17 protein-coding genes are annotated in these 19,702 nt (G+C 46.2%); 6 read left to right on the forward strand and 11 right to left on the reverse strand.

The genetic code is table 11. The features are described 5' to 3' along the window. Positions 1–159 precede the first annotated feature (159 nt). The 3 genes from fabI to HMPREF3144_RS04250 all read left to right on the forward strand — a co-directional run bounded on the left by fabI (position 160) and on the right by HMPREF3144_RS04250 (position 2,228). Positions 160–915: an enoyl-ACP reductase FabI gene (gene fabI, locus HMPREF3144_RS04240; protein ID WP_070476595.1), complete on the forward strand. Its 756-nt coding sequence runs from the start codon at positions 160–162 to the stop codon at positions 913–915. A gap of 280 nt (positions 916–1,195) precedes the next feature. Next, positions 1,196–1,408, forward strand: a complete 213-nt coding sequence (locus HMPREF3144_RS04245; RefSeq protein WP_036559696.1) for a hypothetical protein — start codon at positions 1,196–1,198, stop codon at positions 1,406–1,408. 31 nt (positions 1,409–1,439) lie between these two features. After that, the gene (locus HMPREF3144_RS04250) at positions 1,440–2,228 is read left to right on the forward strand and encodes a hypothetical protein (protein ID WP_052043644.1); all 789 of its coding nucleotides are present in this window, start codon (positions 1,440–1,442) and stop codon (positions 2,226–2,228) included. Between the two features lie 241 nt (positions 2,229–2,469). Here HMPREF3144_RS04250 and HMPREF3144_RS04255 read toward each other — a convergent pair whose 3' ends face one another. The 3 genes from HMPREF3144_RS04255 to HMPREF3144_RS04265 all read right to left on the reverse strand — a co-directional run bounded on the left by HMPREF3144_RS04255 (position 2,470) and on the right by HMPREF3144_RS04265 (position 5,274). Continuing rightward, on the reverse strand, positions 2,470–2,715 hold the full coding sequence (locus HMPREF3144_RS04255) for a DUF2789 domain-containing protein (RefSeq protein ID WP_036559693.1): 246 nt from the start codon (positions 2,713–2,715) through the stop codon (positions 2,470–2,472). Positions 2,716–2,926: 211 nt separating this feature from the next. Next, positions 2,927–4,120 (reverse strand): thiolase family protein, encoded by a 1,194-nt coding sequence (locus HMPREF3144_RS04260; protein ID WP_070476597.1) that lies wholly within the window; start codon positions 4,118–4,120, stop codon positions 2,927–2,929. A gap of 23 nt (positions 4,121–4,143) precedes the next feature. Beyond that, the gene (locus HMPREF3144_RS04265; RefSeq protein ID WP_018026687.1) at positions 4,144–5,274 is read right to left on the reverse strand and encodes an acyl-CoA dehydrogenase family protein; all 1,131 of its coding nucleotides are present in this window, start codon (positions 5,272–5,274) and stop codon (positions 4,144–4,146) included. A gap of 436 nt (positions 5,275–5,710) precedes the next feature. Between HMPREF3144_RS04265 and HMPREF3144_RS04270 the strand changes: the two genes are divergently transcribed. Beyond that, complete coding sequence (locus HMPREF3144_RS04270; protein ID WP_070476600.1) at positions 5,711–6,724, forward strand: AraC family transcriptional regulator; 1,014 nt, start codon at positions 5,711–5,713, stop codon at positions 6,722–6,724. Positions 6,725–6,843: 119 nt separating this feature from the next. Then, positions 6,844–7,656, forward strand: a complete 813-nt coding sequence (locus HMPREF3144_RS04275) for an enoyl-CoA hydratase/isomerase family protein (RefSeq protein WP_048767495.1) — start codon at positions 6,844–6,846, stop codon at positions 7,654–7,656. A 132-nt stretch (positions 7,657–7,788) separates the two neighbouring features. Here the strand turns inward: HMPREF3144_RS04275 and HMPREF3144_RS04280 are convergent, their stop codons facing one another. Beyond that, the gene (locus HMPREF3144_RS04280; RefSeq protein WP_070476604.1) at positions 7,789–9,369 is read right to left on the reverse strand and encodes a fatty acyl-CoA synthetase; all 1,581 of its coding nucleotides are present in this window, start codon (positions 9,367–9,369) and stop codon (positions 7,789–7,791) included. Positions 9,370–9,776: 407 nt separating this feature from the next. Then, positions 9,777–10,034, reverse strand: coding sequence for a DUF2789 domain-containing protein (locus HMPREF3144_RS04285; RefSeq protein WP_018026691.1), 258 nt, complete (start codon positions 10,032–10,034; stop codon positions 9,777–9,779). A 403-nt stretch (positions 10,035–10,437) separates the two neighbouring features. Here HMPREF3144_RS04285 and HMPREF3144_RS11790 point away from each other — a divergent pair, with 403 nt between their 5' ends. Beyond that, on the forward strand, positions 10,438–10,533 hold the full coding sequence (locus HMPREF3144_RS11790) for a transposase (RefSeq protein ID WP_239660530.1): 96 nt from the start codon (positions 10,438–10,440) through the stop codon (positions 10,531–10,533). Here HMPREF3144_RS11790 and HMPREF3144_RS04290 read toward each other — a convergent pair. From HMPREF3144_RS04290 to cysD, 6 genes are all read right to left on the reverse strand, one after another. Beyond that, on the reverse strand, positions 10,507–11,844 hold the full coding sequence (locus HMPREF3144_RS04290; RefSeq protein ID WP_018026692.1) for an MFS transporter: 1,338 nt from the start codon (positions 11,842–11,844) through the stop codon (positions 10,507–10,509). The genes HMPREF3144_RS11790 and HMPREF3144_RS04290 overlap by 27 nt on opposite strands. A gap of 104 nt (positions 11,845–11,948) precedes the next feature. Next, positions 11,949–13,073: a cobalamin-independent methionine synthase II family protein gene (locus HMPREF3144_RS04295; protein WP_070476606.1), complete on the reverse strand. Its 1,125-nt coding sequence runs from the start codon at positions 13,071–13,073 to the stop codon at positions 11,949–11,951. 708 nt (positions 13,074–13,781) lie between these two features. Further along, positions 13,782–15,548 (reverse strand): assimilatory sulfite reductase (NADPH) hemoprotein subunit, encoded by a 1,767-nt coding sequence (gene cysI, locus HMPREF3144_RS04300; protein ID WP_018026694.1) that lies wholly within the window; start codon positions 15,546–15,548, stop codon positions 13,782–13,784. Between the two features lie 30 nt (positions 15,549–15,578). Further along, entirely contained in the window at positions 15,579–17,456 is a 1,878-nt protein-coding gene (locus HMPREF3144_RS04305; RefSeq protein WP_070476608.1) for an assimilatory sulfite reductase (NADPH) flavoprotein subunit, read from the reverse strand. A 13-nt stretch (positions 17,457–17,469) separates the two neighbouring features. Further along, a complete protein-coding gene (locus tag HMPREF3144_RS04310) occupies positions 17,470–18,768 on the reverse strand; it encodes a sulfate adenylyltransferase subunit 1 (RefSeq protein ID WP_018026696.1) in 1,299 nt (432 codons plus the stop codon). Positions 18,769–18,783: 15 nt separating this feature from the next. Further along, positions 18,784–19,698 (reverse strand): sulfate adenylyltransferase subunit CysD, encoded by a 915-nt coding sequence (cysD, locus tag HMPREF3144_RS04315; RefSeq protein WP_018026697.1) that lies wholly within the window; start codon positions 19,696–19,698, stop codon positions 18,784–18,786. Between the last annotated feature and the right edge of the window lie 4 nt (positions 19,699–19,702).

The raw sequence follows: 19,702 nt of genomic DNA on the forward strand, positions 1-19,702 counted from the left end.
AGAGGGATGAGGTGCAAACCTCACCCTACTCGATATTTATGAAACCCTTTTACTTTACAATCATCGTATCGTGATATACACGCTGCAGAATTGTTTAAATTACTGATTAGGTGGTAAAGAGCATAGTGCTTCTTTTGCCTGTTTATAAAAGGATAGGATGTGTTAAAAGGGAAGAAAGGTTTAGTTCTTGGTATTAGCAATGATAATAGTATTGCTTGGGCATGTGCCAGAGCCATGCGTGAAGCAGGCGCAACATTGGGAGGCACTTGGCTCAACGATAAGGCAAGACCTTATGTAGAGCCTTTGTTGCAGTCGCTCAATGCTGAGATTCAGTTGCCTCTCGAAGTGAGTAATGAATCACAGCTGGAAGCATTGTTTGAGGAAGTTAGCCAGCGTTGGGGCAAGCTTGACTTCTTACTTCATTCAATTGCGTTTGCACCTAAAGCAGATCTTCACGGACGGGTCGTTGATAGCTCATTAGAGGGTTTTTTGCAGGCGATGGATATTTCTTGTCATTCTTTCATACGAATGGCACGCTTGGCTGAGCCTTTGATGAAAGACGGTGGTAGCTTGATGACGATGAGTTACCTGGGAGGGCAGGAGGTTGTCCCTAATTACAGTATTATGGGGCCCGTCAAAGCAGCCTTAGAGTCTACAGTACGCTATCTTGCTTATGAGTTGGGTGAACAGGGTATCCGAGTCAATGCCATTTCTCCCGGAACGATTATGACTCGCGCTGCGTCAGGGATTGCCAGTTTTGATGCACTTGTTGAGGAAAATGCACAGCGTGCGCCGATGGGGGCCGTGAACATTGATGATGTTGGACCCTTAAGTGTGTTTTTAGCGAGTGATGGTTCACGAGCAATCACTGGTGGCAATATTTATGTAGATGGTGGATTTAATATCCTTAACTAAACGTTACGACCATAAGATAAAAGTCCGGCCTGCTGTTTTTAGCAGCGCCGGCTTTGAGGGGAGATTACCGGCAAGGCATCAACGAACAAGCCATTACACAAAGAACCTTGTAAGCAAAAAGCAAAGATAAAGAAAATTAGGTTAGGCAAACTATCTTAGCGCTCAATAGGCTAGATAAAAAAGTCCGTGACCCTTAGTTGCTTTTTATTAACTATGTTAGAATCAAAGGGTATTATAAATAGCTTATTGCTGTATATCTAATTTAATTATGGAGGCTGTAATGACTAATTTCTTAATAAAATTAGCAGATAAGCTGTCTTCAAAATTGATTCCTACTACACCAAGAACGTCTGAGCATCAGGCGGGAGCGCTTTTATACCACGATAATGGTTCTATATCGCTCAACTTAGCCAATAAAAAAGTACAAAGAAAAATTACACATCAACTTGAGGCGCTTGCTCGAATTGATATAAATAAAAGCAATCACTCTTAAATGTATTGATATATAGATAGGAAAAAAAGAGGTGTGGCTAGTTTTTATTCTAGTGGTTTTATGCTTTGGCTATCTTAAGCTGACTTCGACACCTTTTGGCAAGATAACACTGAGGCGCAACCAAGGTTGGGAAGCGTATGCTCATTTAGCAAAAAATGGGATAGAAATTTTAATTCCAGGTTTATTGCTTACCCTTTCAGTGGCTGTAATGCCGCTTTATATATTGGCTACCTTGGTTTATCTGGTCGAGTTGTTTATTGAGCTAGAGATTAAGCCTTATGCGTTTGTTTATCGTATTCTTAGTTTTGATGTGTATCGAAAGGTTTATGTTTTTGATGTTTTAGTTATCTGCTTTTCATATTTTTACTATTACCAAAAGCATATTGATGAAGCAAATAAACAAGCGTGGAAGGAGTCGTTTAAAAATCAAGACGCTGTATTAAACATAATCCTTGAAGCGGCTGAAACACAAACACCATTAAGGATATCGTTAAAATCTCGCAAAGTTTATATAGGAATTATTGAGAGTGAACAGTTCGAAAGAGAGGATATAGATAATATTGTAATTATTCCTTATCTCAGTGGACACAGAGACAAAGATACTCTTCGAATGATTATAGATCATAATTATCATTCGATTTACCAGAAGAAAAACATTCTAGAAACAGATAGCTTTTCTAAATTATCAAAATTTAGAGTGGTTATTCGTTTGGAGGAGCTAGAAAGCCTGTCGTTCTTTGACTCAGACTATTTCGCCGATTTTGGTGATAATGATAATAATTCTGAGCACAATCAGAATCTGTATGGCGGAGGAGTTTAGTTCTCCGTAGTAGATTGTCTAGAGCTATATAGTTACACAACTAGTTGCAACCTACCCGCATTGCTACTTTGATGCTCACCCCAGAAGTGTCACTGATTTGCTAAGCCTAGGCTGTTCAGCGGATCATACTGAAGGCGTTAAGTGTGAGTATCGTTACGGACCCCGTACCCACGGCTCTGTGAGTCGGATGTGGCCTAAGCCACATCCGACTCGATCATCAAACGACTTGGCTTTTATCTCCTTAATTTTGTGTTTTTAGCGAATCTTCGTGTAAGGCCTCATTTAATTGATCCACAATGGGTGCCCACTCACCGTCACTTGCCAACTTTTCCTGAATAAATTGACGCTGCCCATCTGTCCAGAAGGGTGCGTCTTGAATCTCTACATCGGCCGCCAGCTGATGCTTAGCAATGAACTCGGCAATCGCCTCTTCGCTCGCATCTAAGCCTAACTGTAAAAACAGATTCGTCATACGTGGTGTTGTCATAAATTCTCCTTAGCTTTAGCGTTTTTATTACCAAAGAATAGCTTAGCGGAAGCGGTTTAACATGTCTATCATGAAGCTATCTACAGATTTTATGTTTTGTTAAGAAAAGCAAAAAACCCCAACCTGGGGTTGAGGTTTTTAGTATGTGTCTGATTTAACATGGCTCATCTACGCATGATTTGCTGATGACCGTGATTAACTAATCATGGCCTTAATCCAAGCGCTGTACGATCGTTGCCGTTGCCATGCCATGACCAATACACATCACTTGTAAACCTAGCTCGCCATCGACATGGCGTAGTCCCGAGAGCATTTTGGCCATTAAACCAGCGCCTGTGCCGCCTAGAGGGTGACCATGAGCGATGGCGCCACCCCACGGGTTAAGAATGGTTGTATCAGGTTTAAATTCACGCTCAAAACAAAGGGCGACACTGGCAAAGGCTTCGTTTACTTCGATCCAGTCTAAATCCTTAATGCTCAACCCGGCTTTGGCTAAGGCTTGATGTGTGGCAGGTATCACACCGGTGAGTTGCATGATGGGATCGGAGCCCACCACAACTCTAGCTAAAAACTTTGCTTTAGCTTTGAGTCCTAATTCAGAGGCAGGACCATAACGACCAACTAAAACTGCGGCGGCTCCATCAGACATCTGGCTGGCATTGGCGGCGGTTATTTTACCTGTATCAGCGGGTCTAAAAACCGGTGCCATCGCATCCATGCGGGCTCTATCAATGGTGTCTCTGATGCCTTCATCGTAATCTAGGGTGAGGGGATTGCCCTCTTTATCCACGCCTTGCAATGGCACGATTTCAGAGTGTAAGCCGGCATCACGCGCTGCTTTAGCCCGCTTATGACTCTCTACTGCATAATCATCTAATTCCGTCCGAGTTAAAGACCAATGCTCTGCAATCAGCTCCGCACTTTCTACTTGATGCGGAATATCAAAACGTTTTAATAAGTCCGGATGCAAATTGTCGAAGCCGGTAAAATCATGTTGTCCTAAAGTTAAGTCAAGAAACATAGGGACGCGACTCATGCTTTCGACCCCGCAAGCGATAGCAAAATCCATATCTTGCATACCTACCGCTTGGGCTGCCGCATGGATGGCGTATTGGCTAGAGCCACACATGCGATTCATGCTGACACCAGGTACGGTTTCAGGAAAGCCTGCAACTAGCAAAGCTTGGCGAGCGATATTGCCCCCTTGCTCACCGGCTTGGCTGACGCAACCTGCTAACACATCACCTACCCTGTTGCTTGGTAGGCCAGAACGACTGATAAGCCCTTTAAGCGCAGTTGCTAACATGGTGTCTGGGCGTGTTTCTCTCAAAGCGCCGCCACGACGACCAAATGCTGTACGTACAGCCTCTAGAATAACCACTTCATCAGAATGAATTTTACTCATATTATTACCCTTTAAATGACAATTTACATTAGTTCACGTGCGATGATATTGCGCTGGATTTCGGAAGTGCCCTCGTAGATTTGTAATACTTTGGCATCACGGAAAAGTTTTTCGGCCGGATACTCGGTTGAATATCCCATACCACCAAAAATTTGTATGGTTTCTGTGGCTGCCCACATGGCTGAATCAGCGGCATTTACCTTGGCCATTGATGCTTCGATTGTGTTGTTAAGACCATTATCTAAACGCCATGCGGCTTGGTATGTGAGCAAACGGGCAGTCTCTAAGCGCATGCGCATGTCTGCTAGCTTGTGTGCAATCGCTTGGTGTGCTATCAACGGTCTACCCATTGATTCACGTTCTCTGGCATAGGCAAGAGATTCATCAAGACAGCGCTGGATTAAGCCAACCCCAAAGGCGGCTACCATCGGTCTTGAGCGGTCAAACACTTTCATTGCGATGTTGAAGCCACTGCCTTCTTCGCCCAACAATTGCTCGTCTGGTACAAAGACATTATCCAAAAATACTTCGCACGCGGGCGCTGCCTTTTGCCCCATTTTGGACAGCGGGGCACCTACCGAGAGTCCCTCTGTGTCGGCGGGTACGATAAAAGCAGATAAGCCCTTATAGCCACCTTGAGGATCGGTTTTTGCAAAGACCACGAAAAACTCAGCCATATTGGCGTTGGATATCCATATTTTGCTACCTGTTAATCGATAGCCGCCCTGAACCTTGTCTGCCTTGGTTTTTATCGATGCGACATCAGAGCCGGCTGAAGGCTCAGTTAGCGCGAAGCTTGCCATCGCCCCCGACGTCAGGCGACTTAGGTACTTTGCTTTTTGTTCGTGAGTACCAGCGATTAAGATTGGCTCAGAGGCAAGGGAGTTGATACATAAGGCGGCACCGATGCCTAAGCAACCATAGCAAAGTGCCTCTGTGATCAGCACCAATTCCATACAACCTAGACCTGCACCCCCGTACTCCTGTGGTAGTGATGAGTTTAATAAGCCAAGAGAAAAGGCATTCTCATAGATAGACATGGGAAACTGTGCGTTTTGGTCTGCTTGAGCGGCAATGGGTTTTATTTCGTTGTTTGCGAATTGTTGTGCCAACGATTGTATTTGCTTCTGTTCTTGAGTTAATTCAAATTGCATGGCTATACTCCCTTGGTGTTGCTGCATGTCACAAAATGCAGGCAACAAGCACCCTAGAACAGCACTAAGAGGCTGTTATTCAGTTAAATATAAATAGTTAAAGTCATTTAAAAGCTAAGTGGCGTAGATAGCCTCTGTCTCTTCTTGGTGGGGCCTTGAGGGCCTATCTTTCAGGGTTGTTGTGACCTCATCAAGCGTTAGCAATGTCTCCTGTCGTTGCCGCTATCTATTTTTAATACGGCACTATTTTTATGTTTCTGACCTTAGTTGTTATTAACCATTCTATGGCAGTCGTTTATATATTCAAATGGCAGGGAAGGACTAAAACTATGCAAAAGCTGCCACGAAGTATGTTTATATGTAAAATGAACTCAGTTGATTTGCCTAATTGCTAAGTCATTCTTTTAAATAAACACGTAAATTGGGGTGATAGGCCATGGAAATCCAGACCATTTCCGTACGTTTTGTGAATGCCCTGCTCGCTGGTGCCTCAAAGTACACAAGTAACGGTGAGGAGTGGGTGGCCAAAATTGGGATTTCACCGGCATTGTTGGACTGTGAGGGTACACGCATTAGTATGAGCAAATTCGCTCAGCTCTATCGTATGATTGCGATTGAGTTCAACGATGAGACGCCCGGTCTTTTTTCACGGCCTTTGCGAAACGGCACGCTTAAATACTTATGCATGGTGATGTTAGATGCCCCGGATCTGGGTGTGGCGCTTAATCGGTTTAGAAATTTTTTCTATCTACTGCTTGACGATGTGGAATTTAAGGTCAAAACCAGTTCAAAGGGGATCATTAAAATAGAGCTCGAAGAAAAAAAGGATTTAGGCCATACACGCATACTGACACTCGAGTTGATGTTGATGCTGGTGCAGGGCGTTTCATCGTGGTTAATAGGACGCAAAATACCCTTTAAACGTATCGCTTTTCCTTTTGCTAAGCCAAGCCATGCGTCAGAATACGATCAGCTTTATCCCGGTCCTATCGTCTTTGATCAAAAGATAACAGCGCTTTACTTGGATGCGGCTTATTTGCGTGAGCCAATTCGTCAGGATCCAGCTGTGTTAAATGAATTTATACGCAACGCACCGCTTAACTGGTTTTATTTTTCACCCAATGACAGACCACACACGCACCAGTTGCGTCACTATTTGCAAGGCAGATTAGATCAAAATTTAACCGTTAGCGATGTTGCATTAGTTCATCATATATCGCCCCGAACCCTAGCTAGGCGCCTTGCTGCAGAAGGCACAACCTTTCAAACCATCAAGGATAATTTGCGGCGGGATGTTGCGATTGAGTTGTTAAATAAAACAGATACCCCTATCGCAACGATCGGTACTAATCTGGGTTTCGAGGATCCGGCAGCATTTAATCGGGCCTTTAAACTATGGACCGGTAGTGCACCTGGTGCCTATCGTAAACAGACGGTTTTAACTGCTTAGGGCTATACTTTAGCGAAAAAAAATGTGATGAGATGTGTTGAAAGCATGAGAATATATGTACAAAAATATGCTTGCATAAGAGCACCCCTTAGTAAAAACAAGAGTATTTAGGAGACAACATGACAACCGCAGATAATAATCTTCCACCGAGCAGTGAAGTGCTTCATTGTCATATTGATGCAGGCGTTGCAACGATTCGTTTGAATAGAGCGAATCATGGCAATGCGCTTAATATGGCGCTGGTTGAGGCCTTTGCGAATGCAGTCAATCAGATTGTGAATACTTCATCGGTGCGAGTGGTCTTGTTAACCGGATCTGGCAAGAATTTTTGCGTAGGCGGTGATATACAGTCGTTTATAGAGGAACGAGATGATTTATCCGGTTTTGTTGCTGCCATCACTGAGCCTTTGCACAATGCGCTAGCGCAATTAGAGGCCTCGCATCTTCCTATTGTAGCGGCGCTTAATGGTGCCGTAGGTGGTGCTGGAATTGGTTTAGCCTTGATTGCTGATTTTGTATTGGCCGCAGAGTCCATGAAGTTGCGTTGTGGATATACGGCCATTGGTTTATCCCCTGACGCAGGTAGTTCCTGGTTGTTGGCAAATCGCGTTGGCGCATTTCGTGCGAGGCAGTTATTGCTTTCTAATTCAACCCTCGATGCACAGGCTTGTTTAAATCTGGGGCTTGTTGATGGGGTTTATCCAGATGCTGATTTGTTGACGCAAGCCCAGCGTTTGGTAGAGGCGTTTCGTGGTGGCTCCGCCAAAGCGATGTCTAGGGTAAAGCATTTGCTCGATCATTCGATCACTCAACGGACATTTAAAAATCATTTAGGCCTAGAACGAAAATTGATTATTGACAGTGCGGCCGAAGGGGATGCGCAAGAAGGCATACTTGCTTTTATGGAAAAGCGTCAAGCTAATTTCTCCTAGTCTCAGTTGGCAGCTGGTGCTTAATTTTTTGGCGTTGATGTGCCCATGGCGCTGTCGCTAGATTATGAGTCAATTGCCAGGCATAAAAAAACCCAAACGATCACAGGAAAGTTTGGGTTTTTGGATTAGTGATTAGGCGTTTTCAAGGCCTTTGAACTCTTTGCGCAGTTCGCGTTTTAATAATTTACCAGAGGCATTGCGTGGCAAATCGTCTTTGAAATGTACGGCCTTGGGCACTTTAAAAGGTGCTAGGTGCTGTCTGGCATAGGCGATGAGCTCCTCCGCACTAACTTGGCTGCCCTCTTTGAGCGTGACGACAGCGCAGACGACCTCAACCCACTTTTCGTCATCAAGACCAATCACGGCTACCTCAGCTACGGCAGGGTGCTTGTAAAGGCATTCTTCAACCTCGCGGCTGGCAACTAATACGCCACCACTATTGATGGTGTCCTTAATGCGATCGACGATATAAATAAAGCCATGCTCATCCATATAACCTAGGTCACCGGAGTGGAACCAACCACCCTCGAATGCCGCATCGGTTTCTTCAGGGTTGTTCCAGTATTCAGTCATTAAGTGTGGGGTGCGATGGACAATTTCACCCATTTCGCCTAATGGCACGTCCTGCATATTGATGTCGACAATGCGAGTCTCGACATTAAGTACAGGGCGACCAGCAGATGCGGGGGCGATTTCATGATCTTCAGGAGAGAGGCAAGACACTAAGGGCGCACATTCACTTTGGCCATAGCAGTTAAAAAATCGTAACGCTGGTAGCAGCTTGCGCAGCTCTTGTAAGACGGGCAAAGGCATGATGGAGGCACCATAATAGCCTTTGCGTAGGCTGGTGTAATGCTCTGGTGTGAATTCGCTGTGTCGCAACAATGAGATCCACACGGTGGGTGCGGCAAAGAAAGTGTTAATCTTTTCGTCCACAAAGAGCTTGAAGCAGATTTCTGGTTTAGGCGATTTAATGATAATATTTTCTGCGCCGGTCAGTAGGGCTGGCATTAAAAATACATGCATTTGCGCTGAATGATACAGTGGCAAGGCGGCTAAGTGGCGGTCCTCGCTATTGAATTCTAAGGCATAAATGGCGCTCATATATTCGGCTAAAAAGGCCTCATGGCTTAATAAAGCGCCTTTAGGTAGTGAGGTGGTGCCTGAGGTATAAAGGATTTGAGCTGCTGATTGCGCATTGAAGTCTACTGCTTGCTGATACAAGGCGCTGTCTTCTAGTGGGGTCTCAAGGGCTGCTTTGTTTAGTGCGATGTTGAGAATATCATGCGCAGTTTCACTGCCATGGATTGTGCCATAGAGGCGCATATTGGGCAGCTCATCTTTTAATGACTCAACGGTCTTGCTTAAGTCTTTGTCATAAAAGACAGCGACGGATTCACTTTGTTTGAGGATGTATTTTAACTCCTTGGCGGTCAGTGCAAAGTTGACTGGCACATGCACAATACCTAAGCGTACGCAGCTTAGCCACAGTAGGACATAGGCATCGCTATTAGCGCCGTAGGCCGCAATATGATCACCGCTCTTGAAGCCTTGCTCAAGCAAATAGCTAGCAATATGATCGATGGCGATGTCCATTTGCTGATAAGTCCAACGGCGGCCGTCAAAGGCAATGGCTTCTTTATCAGAAAACTTCCTGATAGCTCTTTTAATCGCCTCGTTGATGGTGTTTTTTCTTGCGATTTGGTGATTCATGATGCGAGTTCCTCCACAATAATAGCCACTGCTATGCCGTGACCGATACGCCTTAGCTGTAAGCTGTAGCGACTACTTGAGGCGCCAATCCTAAAAGCATGTTAGCCATAAGACTAGCGCTGGTTGCGCTAAGCCTAAGTGATGTCTCCTGTAATTGCCGCTATCGATTTTTAATGCGGCACTATTTTTTTAGTCTAGATTGCTATGTATCTGACTTGAGTTGTACTAACCATTCTATGGCAGTCGTTTATATATGCAAATGGCAGAGAAAGACTAAAACTATGCAAAAGCTGCCACGGAATATGTTTGTAGCTAAATTGAACTCGGCTTGTCGCTGATACAACTACCCACTAATGGCCGAGGTGTCAGATTAAGTTTAAACGAATGCAGTTAATTGCTGAGCTTGCTTAATCTAAACCGGTTTGACGTTTAACCGCATCTTCGTGTAGGGATTCATTGAGTTGATCGACAACCGTTGTCCAGCTGCCATCAACAGCCAGTTTTTCTGCGATAAATTGACGCTGAGCTTCGTTCCAAAACGGAGCATCGACGATATGCACATCAGCCGCTAATTGATGCTTGTTGATGAACTCAGCAATCGCTTCATCACTGGCGTCTAAGCCGAGTTGTAAAAATAAATTGCTCATACGAGGGGTAGCCGTCATAGCAGTCTCCTTAGGTTTCTATTGTGATTACTAAAGCATAGCTTAGCGGAAGCAGCCTAAGCTGTCTATTATGAGCAGTCCTAGCTGTCTCTTAAGGAACGGCGGGCTACAGCCCTTTGCAGCGTGTGGACCGGTCGTGATGGTTTGGCAAGCTTAGTGCTCGTGATTGACTGCCATCATCGAGAGTTAATCGTTTTGGGACATTAGGACGGGTCACAAGACCACTCACCTTGCACTCAAACAAGGGCTTAATCTTTACCTCACAGCATGATACGTCGTTGCTTAGAAGCTACGGGTTGCGCCAGGAGTTTATCATGCCACATTGCCCTCAACAGAATAGCATGGCGAACGCTTTATTCGTACGCTCAAAGAGCAATGTGTCTATCGTCAGCGTTTTGAGATCATACAGCATGCTAAGCGAGTGTTAGCGGACTGGATTGGATTATACAACCAGCATCGCTCGCACCCGTCCTTAGGCATGGCGCGGCTGTGTTTTTAAAAATAGCTGTAAAAATGTTGCCGCCAGTAGTAATGCTCCCGCATACAACCAATATAAATGGCTAACAGACCAGTTGGCTTCCAACAAATGGCCGGCTACTACCGGCGAGGCCATGCCGCCTAGGCGTGCAAAAGCAAGCACCATGCCGACGCCCGAGCTACGGGTAGCGGCTTCAAAGCTTTGCGGGGTGGTGGCATACAGTCCGGCAATGGATCCATTAATTAAAAAACCAATGGCAATACCTAGAGCAATGGCGGCGGGCAGGGACCAGTTAGTGGCTGGAATGACGGTACACAACGCGAAGACGCCTAATACCATTAATGATTGAGCCACGCGCTGTAAGTGCCAGCGACTGGCTAATAAGCCCAAAGCCAACGCGCCCAGCATACCGCCCACATGCAGCAGGACGCCACCGGCTACGCCTTTGTCAGCAGAAAGACCGGCTTGTTCTAGTAGTTTAGGGGTCCAGCTGGTGACAAAATAAAAACTAAACATTAAGGTAAAAAAACTACCGCCCAGTAACCAAGTGCGTACTGCACCGGGGCTCCACAAAAGTCGCAGCGCTTGTAAAGCGTTGGGTTTCAGACTGGGGGTTGGGGTGGCCGACACAGGAAGTTGAGCTTGCCCCATGCGTTGCAGGAGGCGCTGGGCGCGTTGTTTGTCTTTAGGGTGGCGTCCTTGTAAGAGCTGATCGAGGGACTCGGGTAGGCCAATGGCAATTAACAAGGCTGTGGTCCACGTTAAGATACCGCCCCAAACAAACACGTCCTGCCAAGCGCTGTGTTTTAACAGATAGGCCGCCAGCATACCGCCCAAGGTAGCGCCTAGGGCAAAACCCACCGATTGCAAACCAATCGCCAGAGCGCGCCACTTGGCGTTGGCGTATTCGCTAGTGAGCACGTTAGCGTTCACAATGCTACAACCAATGCCTATGCCCGTCAGAAAGCGCAAAGCGCCCAGTGTCCATGGATCTTGTACCCATTCAGTCACCACCATAAACGCCCCTGCTGCGACCAAACTGGCTAAGACCATGGGACGACGGCCCCAGCGGTCTGAGAGTGGGGCTAAAAACACAGATCCCACCGTCATGCCAATAATGCCTGCCGAGAGCAACCAACCCAGCACGACGTTATTTAGCCCCCAGTCTTTGGAAACCGCTGAAGCGGTGAACGCCATCACAAGGACATCAATGCCATCGATGGCATTAATTAAAAAACATAAAGCAATGGCACGCCACTGCAAGGTGCTCATGGAGGCAGCGTCTAAATGTTGACGTAAGGTGAGAGGGGCAGGAGTGGTTGAAGAGTTCATAGCAACGTACGGCTCAGTTCACGAAATAGGGATTTGCTGTGAAAAAGGGAAAAAGAGCTCCGAAGAGCTCTTTGCTGTAGCGAATAGCGCTAAACCGCTGGGGTTTAGTTGTTGGGTGTGCACCAAACTTCGTTAGCGACTTCTACTACAAAGCGCAGCTTGGCGTCTTGCTCGGCTTCAGTGATGTTGTTGCCTTCTTCGGTGGAAGAGAAACCACACTGAGGGCTGAGACAAAGTTGGTCCAGGGCGACATATTGTGAGGCTTCTTGAATACGGGCTTTAATTAATTCTTTGTCTTCAAGCTCGCCGGTTTTAGTGGTGACTAAGCCCAATACCACCTGCTGCTTACCCGGTTTTACAAAACGCAAAGGACGGAAATCGCCAGAGCGATCGTTGTCGTACTCTAAGAAGAAGGCATCCACATTGACGGTGCCAAAGAGCAGTTCGGCGACGGGTTCATAACCACCCGAAGAAATCCATGTAGAGCGGAAGTTGCCGCGACATACATGTAGACTGATAACGAGGTCATCGGGTTTGCCTTCGAGGATGCGGTTTAAAACATCGGCGTAGATTTTAGCGAGTTGGTTGGGGTCGTCGCCGCGATCGCGCACAATTTGTTTTTGTTCTTCGGAGCAGAGATACGCCCAAACGGTGTCATCTAACTGTAGATAGCGGCAGCCTGCTTGATAGAACGCAGTGAGCGCATCACGGTAGGTTTGCACTAAATCGTCGAAAAACTCGTTTAAATCGGGGTAAACGTCTGGACTGACTACATTACGGCCGCCACGAAAATGCAAAACGCTTGGGCTGGGGATAGTCATTTTAGGGGTGGCGCCGGATTCGAGTGATTTTAAGAACTCGAAGTCTTTAAGCATGGGGTGATCACCAAACTTGACCTTGCCGATGACACGAACGTTGTGTGATTTAGTTTGTATGCCAGAAAACTGAATGCCTTCGTCGGCGTCGTAGCGCTCAACGCCCTCAAGCCCATCAAAAAAGTCAAAGTGCCACCAGGTGCGACGGAACTCGCCATCGGTAACAACGTGTAGACCGCAATTACACTGGTTTTGTACGCTGTGACGGATGGCTTTATCTTCTTCTTCACGTAACCCACTGGCGGATAATTCACCTTTTTCAAAGGCTTGACGCGCTTGTTTTAAAGCGGTTGGACGTAAATAGCTGCCCACTACATCTGCACGAAAAGGGGGCAAGGATCGGAATAAAGACATGTAATACCTCTAAAAAGCGTCCTCATGCCTCAGCATGAGTGAAAAAATCAATAGCTAAATCATATTCGTTTTAAGCGATAAAAGAAAATGATAGTTTTTCAATTTAGCATGAGTTTTATTCATGTTAATGGTTTTTAACATGAATACGTTGCATTTTCTTTTAGAGATATTTTGTGATAGCTAAATGAATGTAGTCTGGGTAAAGCTGGCAAATAGTCGGAATGTGAGACAACGTTTCTGCGAGATGGTGTCTTAGAGCTCCTTTTGTTTTACCTATACTAAAGCATTTACGATCCAAATAGGGTTAAAAAGAGGGCCTTTTGAAGTGACTTCCAAAAGTTAGACCTAAAATAATCTAATCTTTTGGGGGGTCATTTTTCCTGTATTCATCGTTTTAGTCAGGATAGCCGAGCCATTTTCTTTTAAATCAATGAATTGAACGCTATCTATAAAGTCGTTAAATCCATCAGTTACGCCATCGCTCGTCTGGAAATCGAGATGTTTTTGGTGCGTGATTATCGTGAACCGCTGGTCGAGTCTGAGCGCAGTTCGGCTATGCACGTGAGCAAGCGGAAGAAGTCAAGAAATGGGAAGCTAGTTACTAAATACGTCGTGCTTAATTAGCTCTACTAAAAATAAAACATAGTCCATACTCATATAAAGAAGTATGGACCATGTTTTGATGTGTGCTATGACTATGTGGGTTGTTTAATTCGCCGCCCAAAAGTCCTTGGCTGAATTAATGACCGGCTTTACAATCTCACGTCGAATCGCAAAATCGCCAAAGCATTCGTTATCCAAGCGGTGCTCAGACCAATCCTTGACCCAGCCATCGATGATTTCGATAATGTCATCGGTGCTGATGTTTTCCTTATACAGTTTAGGAATCCGTGTGCCGATCAGATTGCCGCCCACATGCAAGTTATAGCGACCAGGCGCTTTGCCGACTAAGGCGATTTCAGCGAGCATGGCACGACCACATCCGTTCGGACAGCCAGTGATCCGCGTGATGATGGTTTCATCGGCCACACCGTGCTTAGCCATAATACCGTCTAGCGTATCGATAAAGGATGGTAAGTAGCGCTCCGCTTCAGCCATGGCTAATGGGCAAGTCGGCAAGGAGACGCAAGCCATGGCTTGTTTGCGTAGAGGCGTTACGCTATCAAGCAGTAAGGCGTGTTCGCGAGCGATAGCTTCGATCGTTTCTTTCTGTGCTGCTGAGACATTGGCGACAATGATATTCTGGTTGGCCGTTAAGCGAAAATCGCCAGTATGAATTTCGGCGATTTTACGCACGCCGGTTTTAAGCGGGCGATCTGGATAGTCTATTAAACGCCCATTTTCAATAAAGAGCGTAAGGTGCCATTTTTTATCAAGCCCTTCTACCCAACCGATACGATCCCCACGACTTGTAAACTCGTATGGTCGCAGCTCACCAAAGGTAATACCGGCACGTTTTTCTACCTCAGCGATAAAGCGCTCAAGACCAACTCGCTGGATTGTATAGCGGGTTTTAGCGTTTTTGCGGTCGCTACGATTACCCCAGTCGCGTTGTGTGGTGACAACCGACTCGGCGACTTTAAGCACATCATCCAGTTTTACAAAACCGACCTCATACGCAAGTTCAGGGAAGGTGTTGGTATTACCGTGTTCAAAAGATAAACCGCCACCAACCAAGAGGTTAAAACCAATCAGTTTGCCATTGTCCCCAATGGCCACAAAGCTCATATCATTGGCATGGATGTCCACGTCGTTGTGCGGTGGGATAACCACGGCGGTTTTGAATTTGCGCGGCAAATAGCTTTTTCCTAAGATCGGCTCATTAGGATCCTTGGCCTCACGGGTTGTGGGTTTTGAGTGCTCAGTGCTAAAGAGCTTTTCACCATCTAACCAAATATCCGCATAGGCATTGGTTTTGGGTAATAAATGTTCCGAAATCTTTTTAGCCCATTCATGGGCCTCTTGGTGTAACTCACTTTCGACTGGATTCGAGGTGCAAAGCACATTACGATTAACATCGCCGGCCGTAGCTAGCGAATCTAATCCTAATTGGTGGAGCCATTGGTGCATTGGCTTAATATCGTCTTTCAAGACGCCGTGGAATTGAAAGGTTTGACGATTGGTAATGCGAATACTGCCGTAGTCCGTATGCTGAGTGGCAAATTCATCGATCCCTAGCCATTGCTTGGGTGTGATGATACCGCCTGGCAAGCGGCATCTTAGCATGACGTTTTTTTTGGGTTCTAGTTTTTTCTCTAGTCGAGCGGCACGGATGTCGCGATCGTCCTGTTCGTACATGCCATGGAAGCGAATTAATTGAAAGTTATCGCCTCTAAAACCACCCGTTAAGCCATCCTGCAGGTCATCGGCAATGCCACCCCTGAGATAGTCACTTTGCTCCTTTAAGCGTTCGTTATCTGAGAGAGGGCCATCAACGACTAGGCGATCGTCCTCTGTAAACTTGTGTTGACTCATTGTTAATATCCTAAATGCTTTGTTGTTAAGTTAATAAACATCGCGTTGGTAGCGTTTTTCTTCGCGGAGTTCATTTAAATAGTCCTCTGCATCGTCTAGGGATAGTTTTCCTTCCTGGCTGATAATGTCGATTAAGGTGTTTTCTACGTCCTTAGCCATGCGGTTAGCGTCACCACAGAGGTAAATATGCGCACCTTGTTGTAGCCAGTCCCAAACATCTCGACTACGCTGAGCGAGTTTGTGTTGAACATATTCTTTTTTGTCGCCTTGGCGCGACCAAGCAAAATCGTATTTGTGCAAAAAGCCGGCTTGGTTTAACTGAATCCATTCGTTTTGATATAAGAAGTCTTCCGTAAAGCGTTGATTGCCGAAAATTAACCAGTTTTGGCCAGCATCGCCTTTGGCGTGACGCTCCTGTAAAAAGGCTCTGAAAGGGGCGATGCCGGTGCCTGCACCAATCATAATAATGGGGGTTTCACCCTCTTCAGGGAGACGGAAGTTGCGGTTAGGTTCAATATAAACGTTGACCTCATCACCTTCTTCGAGTTGATCAGCCAAAAAGCCACTAGCTGCACCTTGATAAGCCGTATCATCCTTGTTGAAGCGTACAGTTTTGACAGTGATGTGCACTTCATTACCCACTTCCTCCTGTGAACTGGCAATGGAGTAGAGTCTTGGCGTTAACGGTCTGAATAAGTCGTGCAATTGCTGTGCCTTCAGTGGGATGGGGTGTTCAGCCATAATAAATACCGGCGGACGGGCCTGAATAAATTCGCTCAGCGTGGTGGAGTCTGCCACGATAGCAGACAACGCCTGATTGTCCGTGCTGGCTAGGTATTCGGCGTAAGCGCGCACGAATTGTGGTGTGGTTTCCGTGATATCAAGGTGATTGATAAGCGCATCTTTGATCGTTGTTTCGGTACCGTCGGCTAGGTGGATGAGCTCATCTGCATTGATTGAGGATAAGTCTAAGAGCTCATCGACTAGGCGTTCGGCGTTTGAGAAATAGATGCCTAAGGCGTCCCCTGCTTGGTAGTTGATACCGGAATCGCCAAGGTCAATTTCATAATGAATGACTTCATTCGCCTGCTCCGTCGTGATGCGCTGCTTAGTCAATAGCTCGGCCCGGTAGGGATTGCTTTTGCCATAGTGTTGGCCTTGTTCTACGGGCGTGCTAGTGGTAACGGTATGCTCGGTAGTGCCATTGCTCGGGGTATCGATCAGCAAGGTTTTTAGCTGCTTTTCAATTGCGTTGCGCCATTCGTTAGCCTGAGCGCTAAAGTCCAGATCACAGTCCATACGTTCAACTAAGCGCTTCGCCCCTAGCTTTTCAAATTGCTTATCAAAGTCTTTGGCCGCTTGATTATATTTAGGGTAACTTGAGTCGCCAAGACCTAATACAGCAAAGCTGACACCGCTCAAATCCGGTGCTTTTTTGTGGAACATAAATTTGTACAACGGTACCGCTTCTTCCGGTGCCTCACCTTCACCTTGAGTTGAGGTAACTAACAGCACAATGTCTTCGCTGACTAAGCTACGGCTGCGATAATCGTTGGCCGACACAAAACGAATGTCGGCATGAAGGCCTTGTAATTGTTCAAATAAACGCTTGGCAACGCTTTGGGCATTGCCGGTTTGAGAACACGATAAAATCAAAATCCGTCGTTCTTCTGCAGGCGCGACAGCGTCGATGGCTACATTAGGCGCTAGGGTCTCAGGAGGGCTGATACCATTGATGCCGTTTAAATTATCGCCGTTATTTAAGCTCGTGTTTTGTTGACTGAGAGCCCAGCTGTAGCCAGAAACCCAAGCTAACTGAGTCGGATCCAGGGTCGTAAGTTGTTGGATAATGTATGTCAGCGGAGGGTTATTGCTCCCTATGACTGATTGTGGTGCTTGATCAAGCATGTTATTCTTGCTCCTATTGGTCTAACAGCTGGTTAATCATGCCAGCAGCAACCGTGTTATTCGTTGCCTCATCAATTAAAATAAAGGCGCCACTCAGTTGATTATCGGCATAGGGGGTAGCGGTAATGGCTTGTTGTAACGATAGTTGAACTTGGCCGATATCATTTATCGCGAGCTGGTCGATGTTTTCTTCGCGAGCTAAGTTATTGACATCCCATCGATAATCCAAGTGCTTAATTTTGGCGTAAACGGACTGGTGACCATGTTTTAACCAATAGCGGCGAGCCGGATTCAGTGGTTTATCGTCCATCCAGGCAAGATGCGCGCGAATAGAACGACTGGCTTGAATTGGATGGTCAGCGGCGACTAGGGTATTGCCGCGAGAGATATCAATATCATCTTCTAAGGTGATGGTTAAAACCTGAGAACTGTGGGCTTCATCTTGGGATCCGTTAGGACCAAAAATTTCTTTGATGCGACTGCGTTGACCTTGAGGTTCCACGCGTACTTCTTGACCGATGCGTAAGGTGCCGACGTTTAAACGGCCCTGATAACCGCGGAAATCATCGAGGGCACTACCGTCTTGTCGCAGCACGCGTTGCACCGGAAATAGACTGTGTTGAATGCTGTCGTCTTGGGCTTGCTTTTTACTCGGTAGGCTTTCTAATAAAGGTAATAGGGCAAGTCCACCATACCACGGCGTTTGAGCGCTGCTTGTGACGATGTTTTCACCGTGCAACGCTGAGATGGGGATGAAGTGTAAGCTGGCGGTTAAGTTAATTTGTGCGGCTAGTTTTTTATAGGCATCAACGATTTGATGAAAAGCCGTCTCCTCGTAATTTAGTAAATCCAACTTATTAATGGCCACGATAATCGTTGGTGTCGCGAGCAGCTTTAACAGCGCACTATGTCTTTTGCTTTGTCTTTGCAGCTCGATATTTGCCTGGTTTAGGTTTAAACGACTTGCATCAATTAAGAGAATGGCAACATCGGCTGTTGACGCACCGGTGACCATATTGCGGGTGTATTGCTCATGCCCCGGGGTATCTGCCAAAATAAACTTTCGTTTAGGTGTGGCAAAGTAGCGATAGGCTACATCAATCGTGATGCCTTGTTCCCGCTCGGCCGCTAGACCGTCAGTTAATTGAGCAAAATCCAAGCTGTTATTGGTGGCATCATGACTTTTTTCCAGATGCGCTATTTGATCGCTCATCAGGCTATGGCTATCGTATAAAAGACGACCGATCAAGGTGGATTTACCGTCATCCACGCTGCCGGCGGTAATAATGCGTAAAAGAGAATTGTTTGACATACCTGACCTTCCAATTTAAAAATAACCCGCGCGCTTTCTTTCTTCCATGGCCACCTCAGAAACTTGGTCGTCCAAGCGGGTGGCACGGCGTTCTGAAATGGTGCTACTCGCCGTTTCAGCAATGATTTCTGCGGCGCTAAGTGCATGACTGGCTACTGGGCAGGTGCATGAAATATCACCTACTGTTCTAAAGCGTACAGAGCGAAGCTCACTGGTTTCATTCTCACGTTTTGGCGTGAGTGGAGTAACTGGTACGAGCAGACCGTTACGGTTGACGACTTCACGTTGATGAGCGTAATAAATCGGTGGTAAGGCAAGTTGTTCACGCTTAATGTATTGCCAAACATCCAGTTCAGTCCAGTTAGAGATGGGAAAAATTCGCATGCTTTCATCTGGGTTTAGGCGCATGTTGTATATGTCCCAAAGTTCGGGTCGTTGCGCTTTGGGATCCCATTGACCAAACGCATCTCTAAAGGAGAAGATACGTTCTTTAGCACGAGCCTTTTCTTCATCACGTCGAGCGCCACCCATCAGTGCATCAAAACCGTGAGTTTCAATGGCTTCAAGTAAGGTAATGGCCTGCGCTGCATTGCGAGAGTCGGTCTCATGACGTAACACCACGGTCCCTTTTTTGATCGAGTCTTCCACATGCGCAACCACTAAATCGGCGCGTAGTTCGGCCACGGTTTGGTCGCGAAATGCAATCACTTCGGGGTAGTTATGACCCGTGTCGACGTGCAGTAATTTAAAAGGTAAACGCAAGGGACGACCAGGGATCTGAAAGGCTTTGACGGCTAAGGCAAGAAGCACGACAGAGTCTTTACCCCCGGAAAATAACAAGGCCGGATGGTTGGCCTCAGCGATGACTTCGCGAATGATATAAATCGATTCCGCTTCTAAGTCATTTAAATGTTGATTATCAATAAACATGGTT

This window comes from Oligella sp. HMSC05A10 (genome assembly GCF_001808335.1).
Classification (GTDB): domain Bacteria; phylum Pseudomonadota; class Gammaproteobacteria; order Burkholderiales; family Burkholderiaceae_B; genus Oligella; species Oligella urethralis.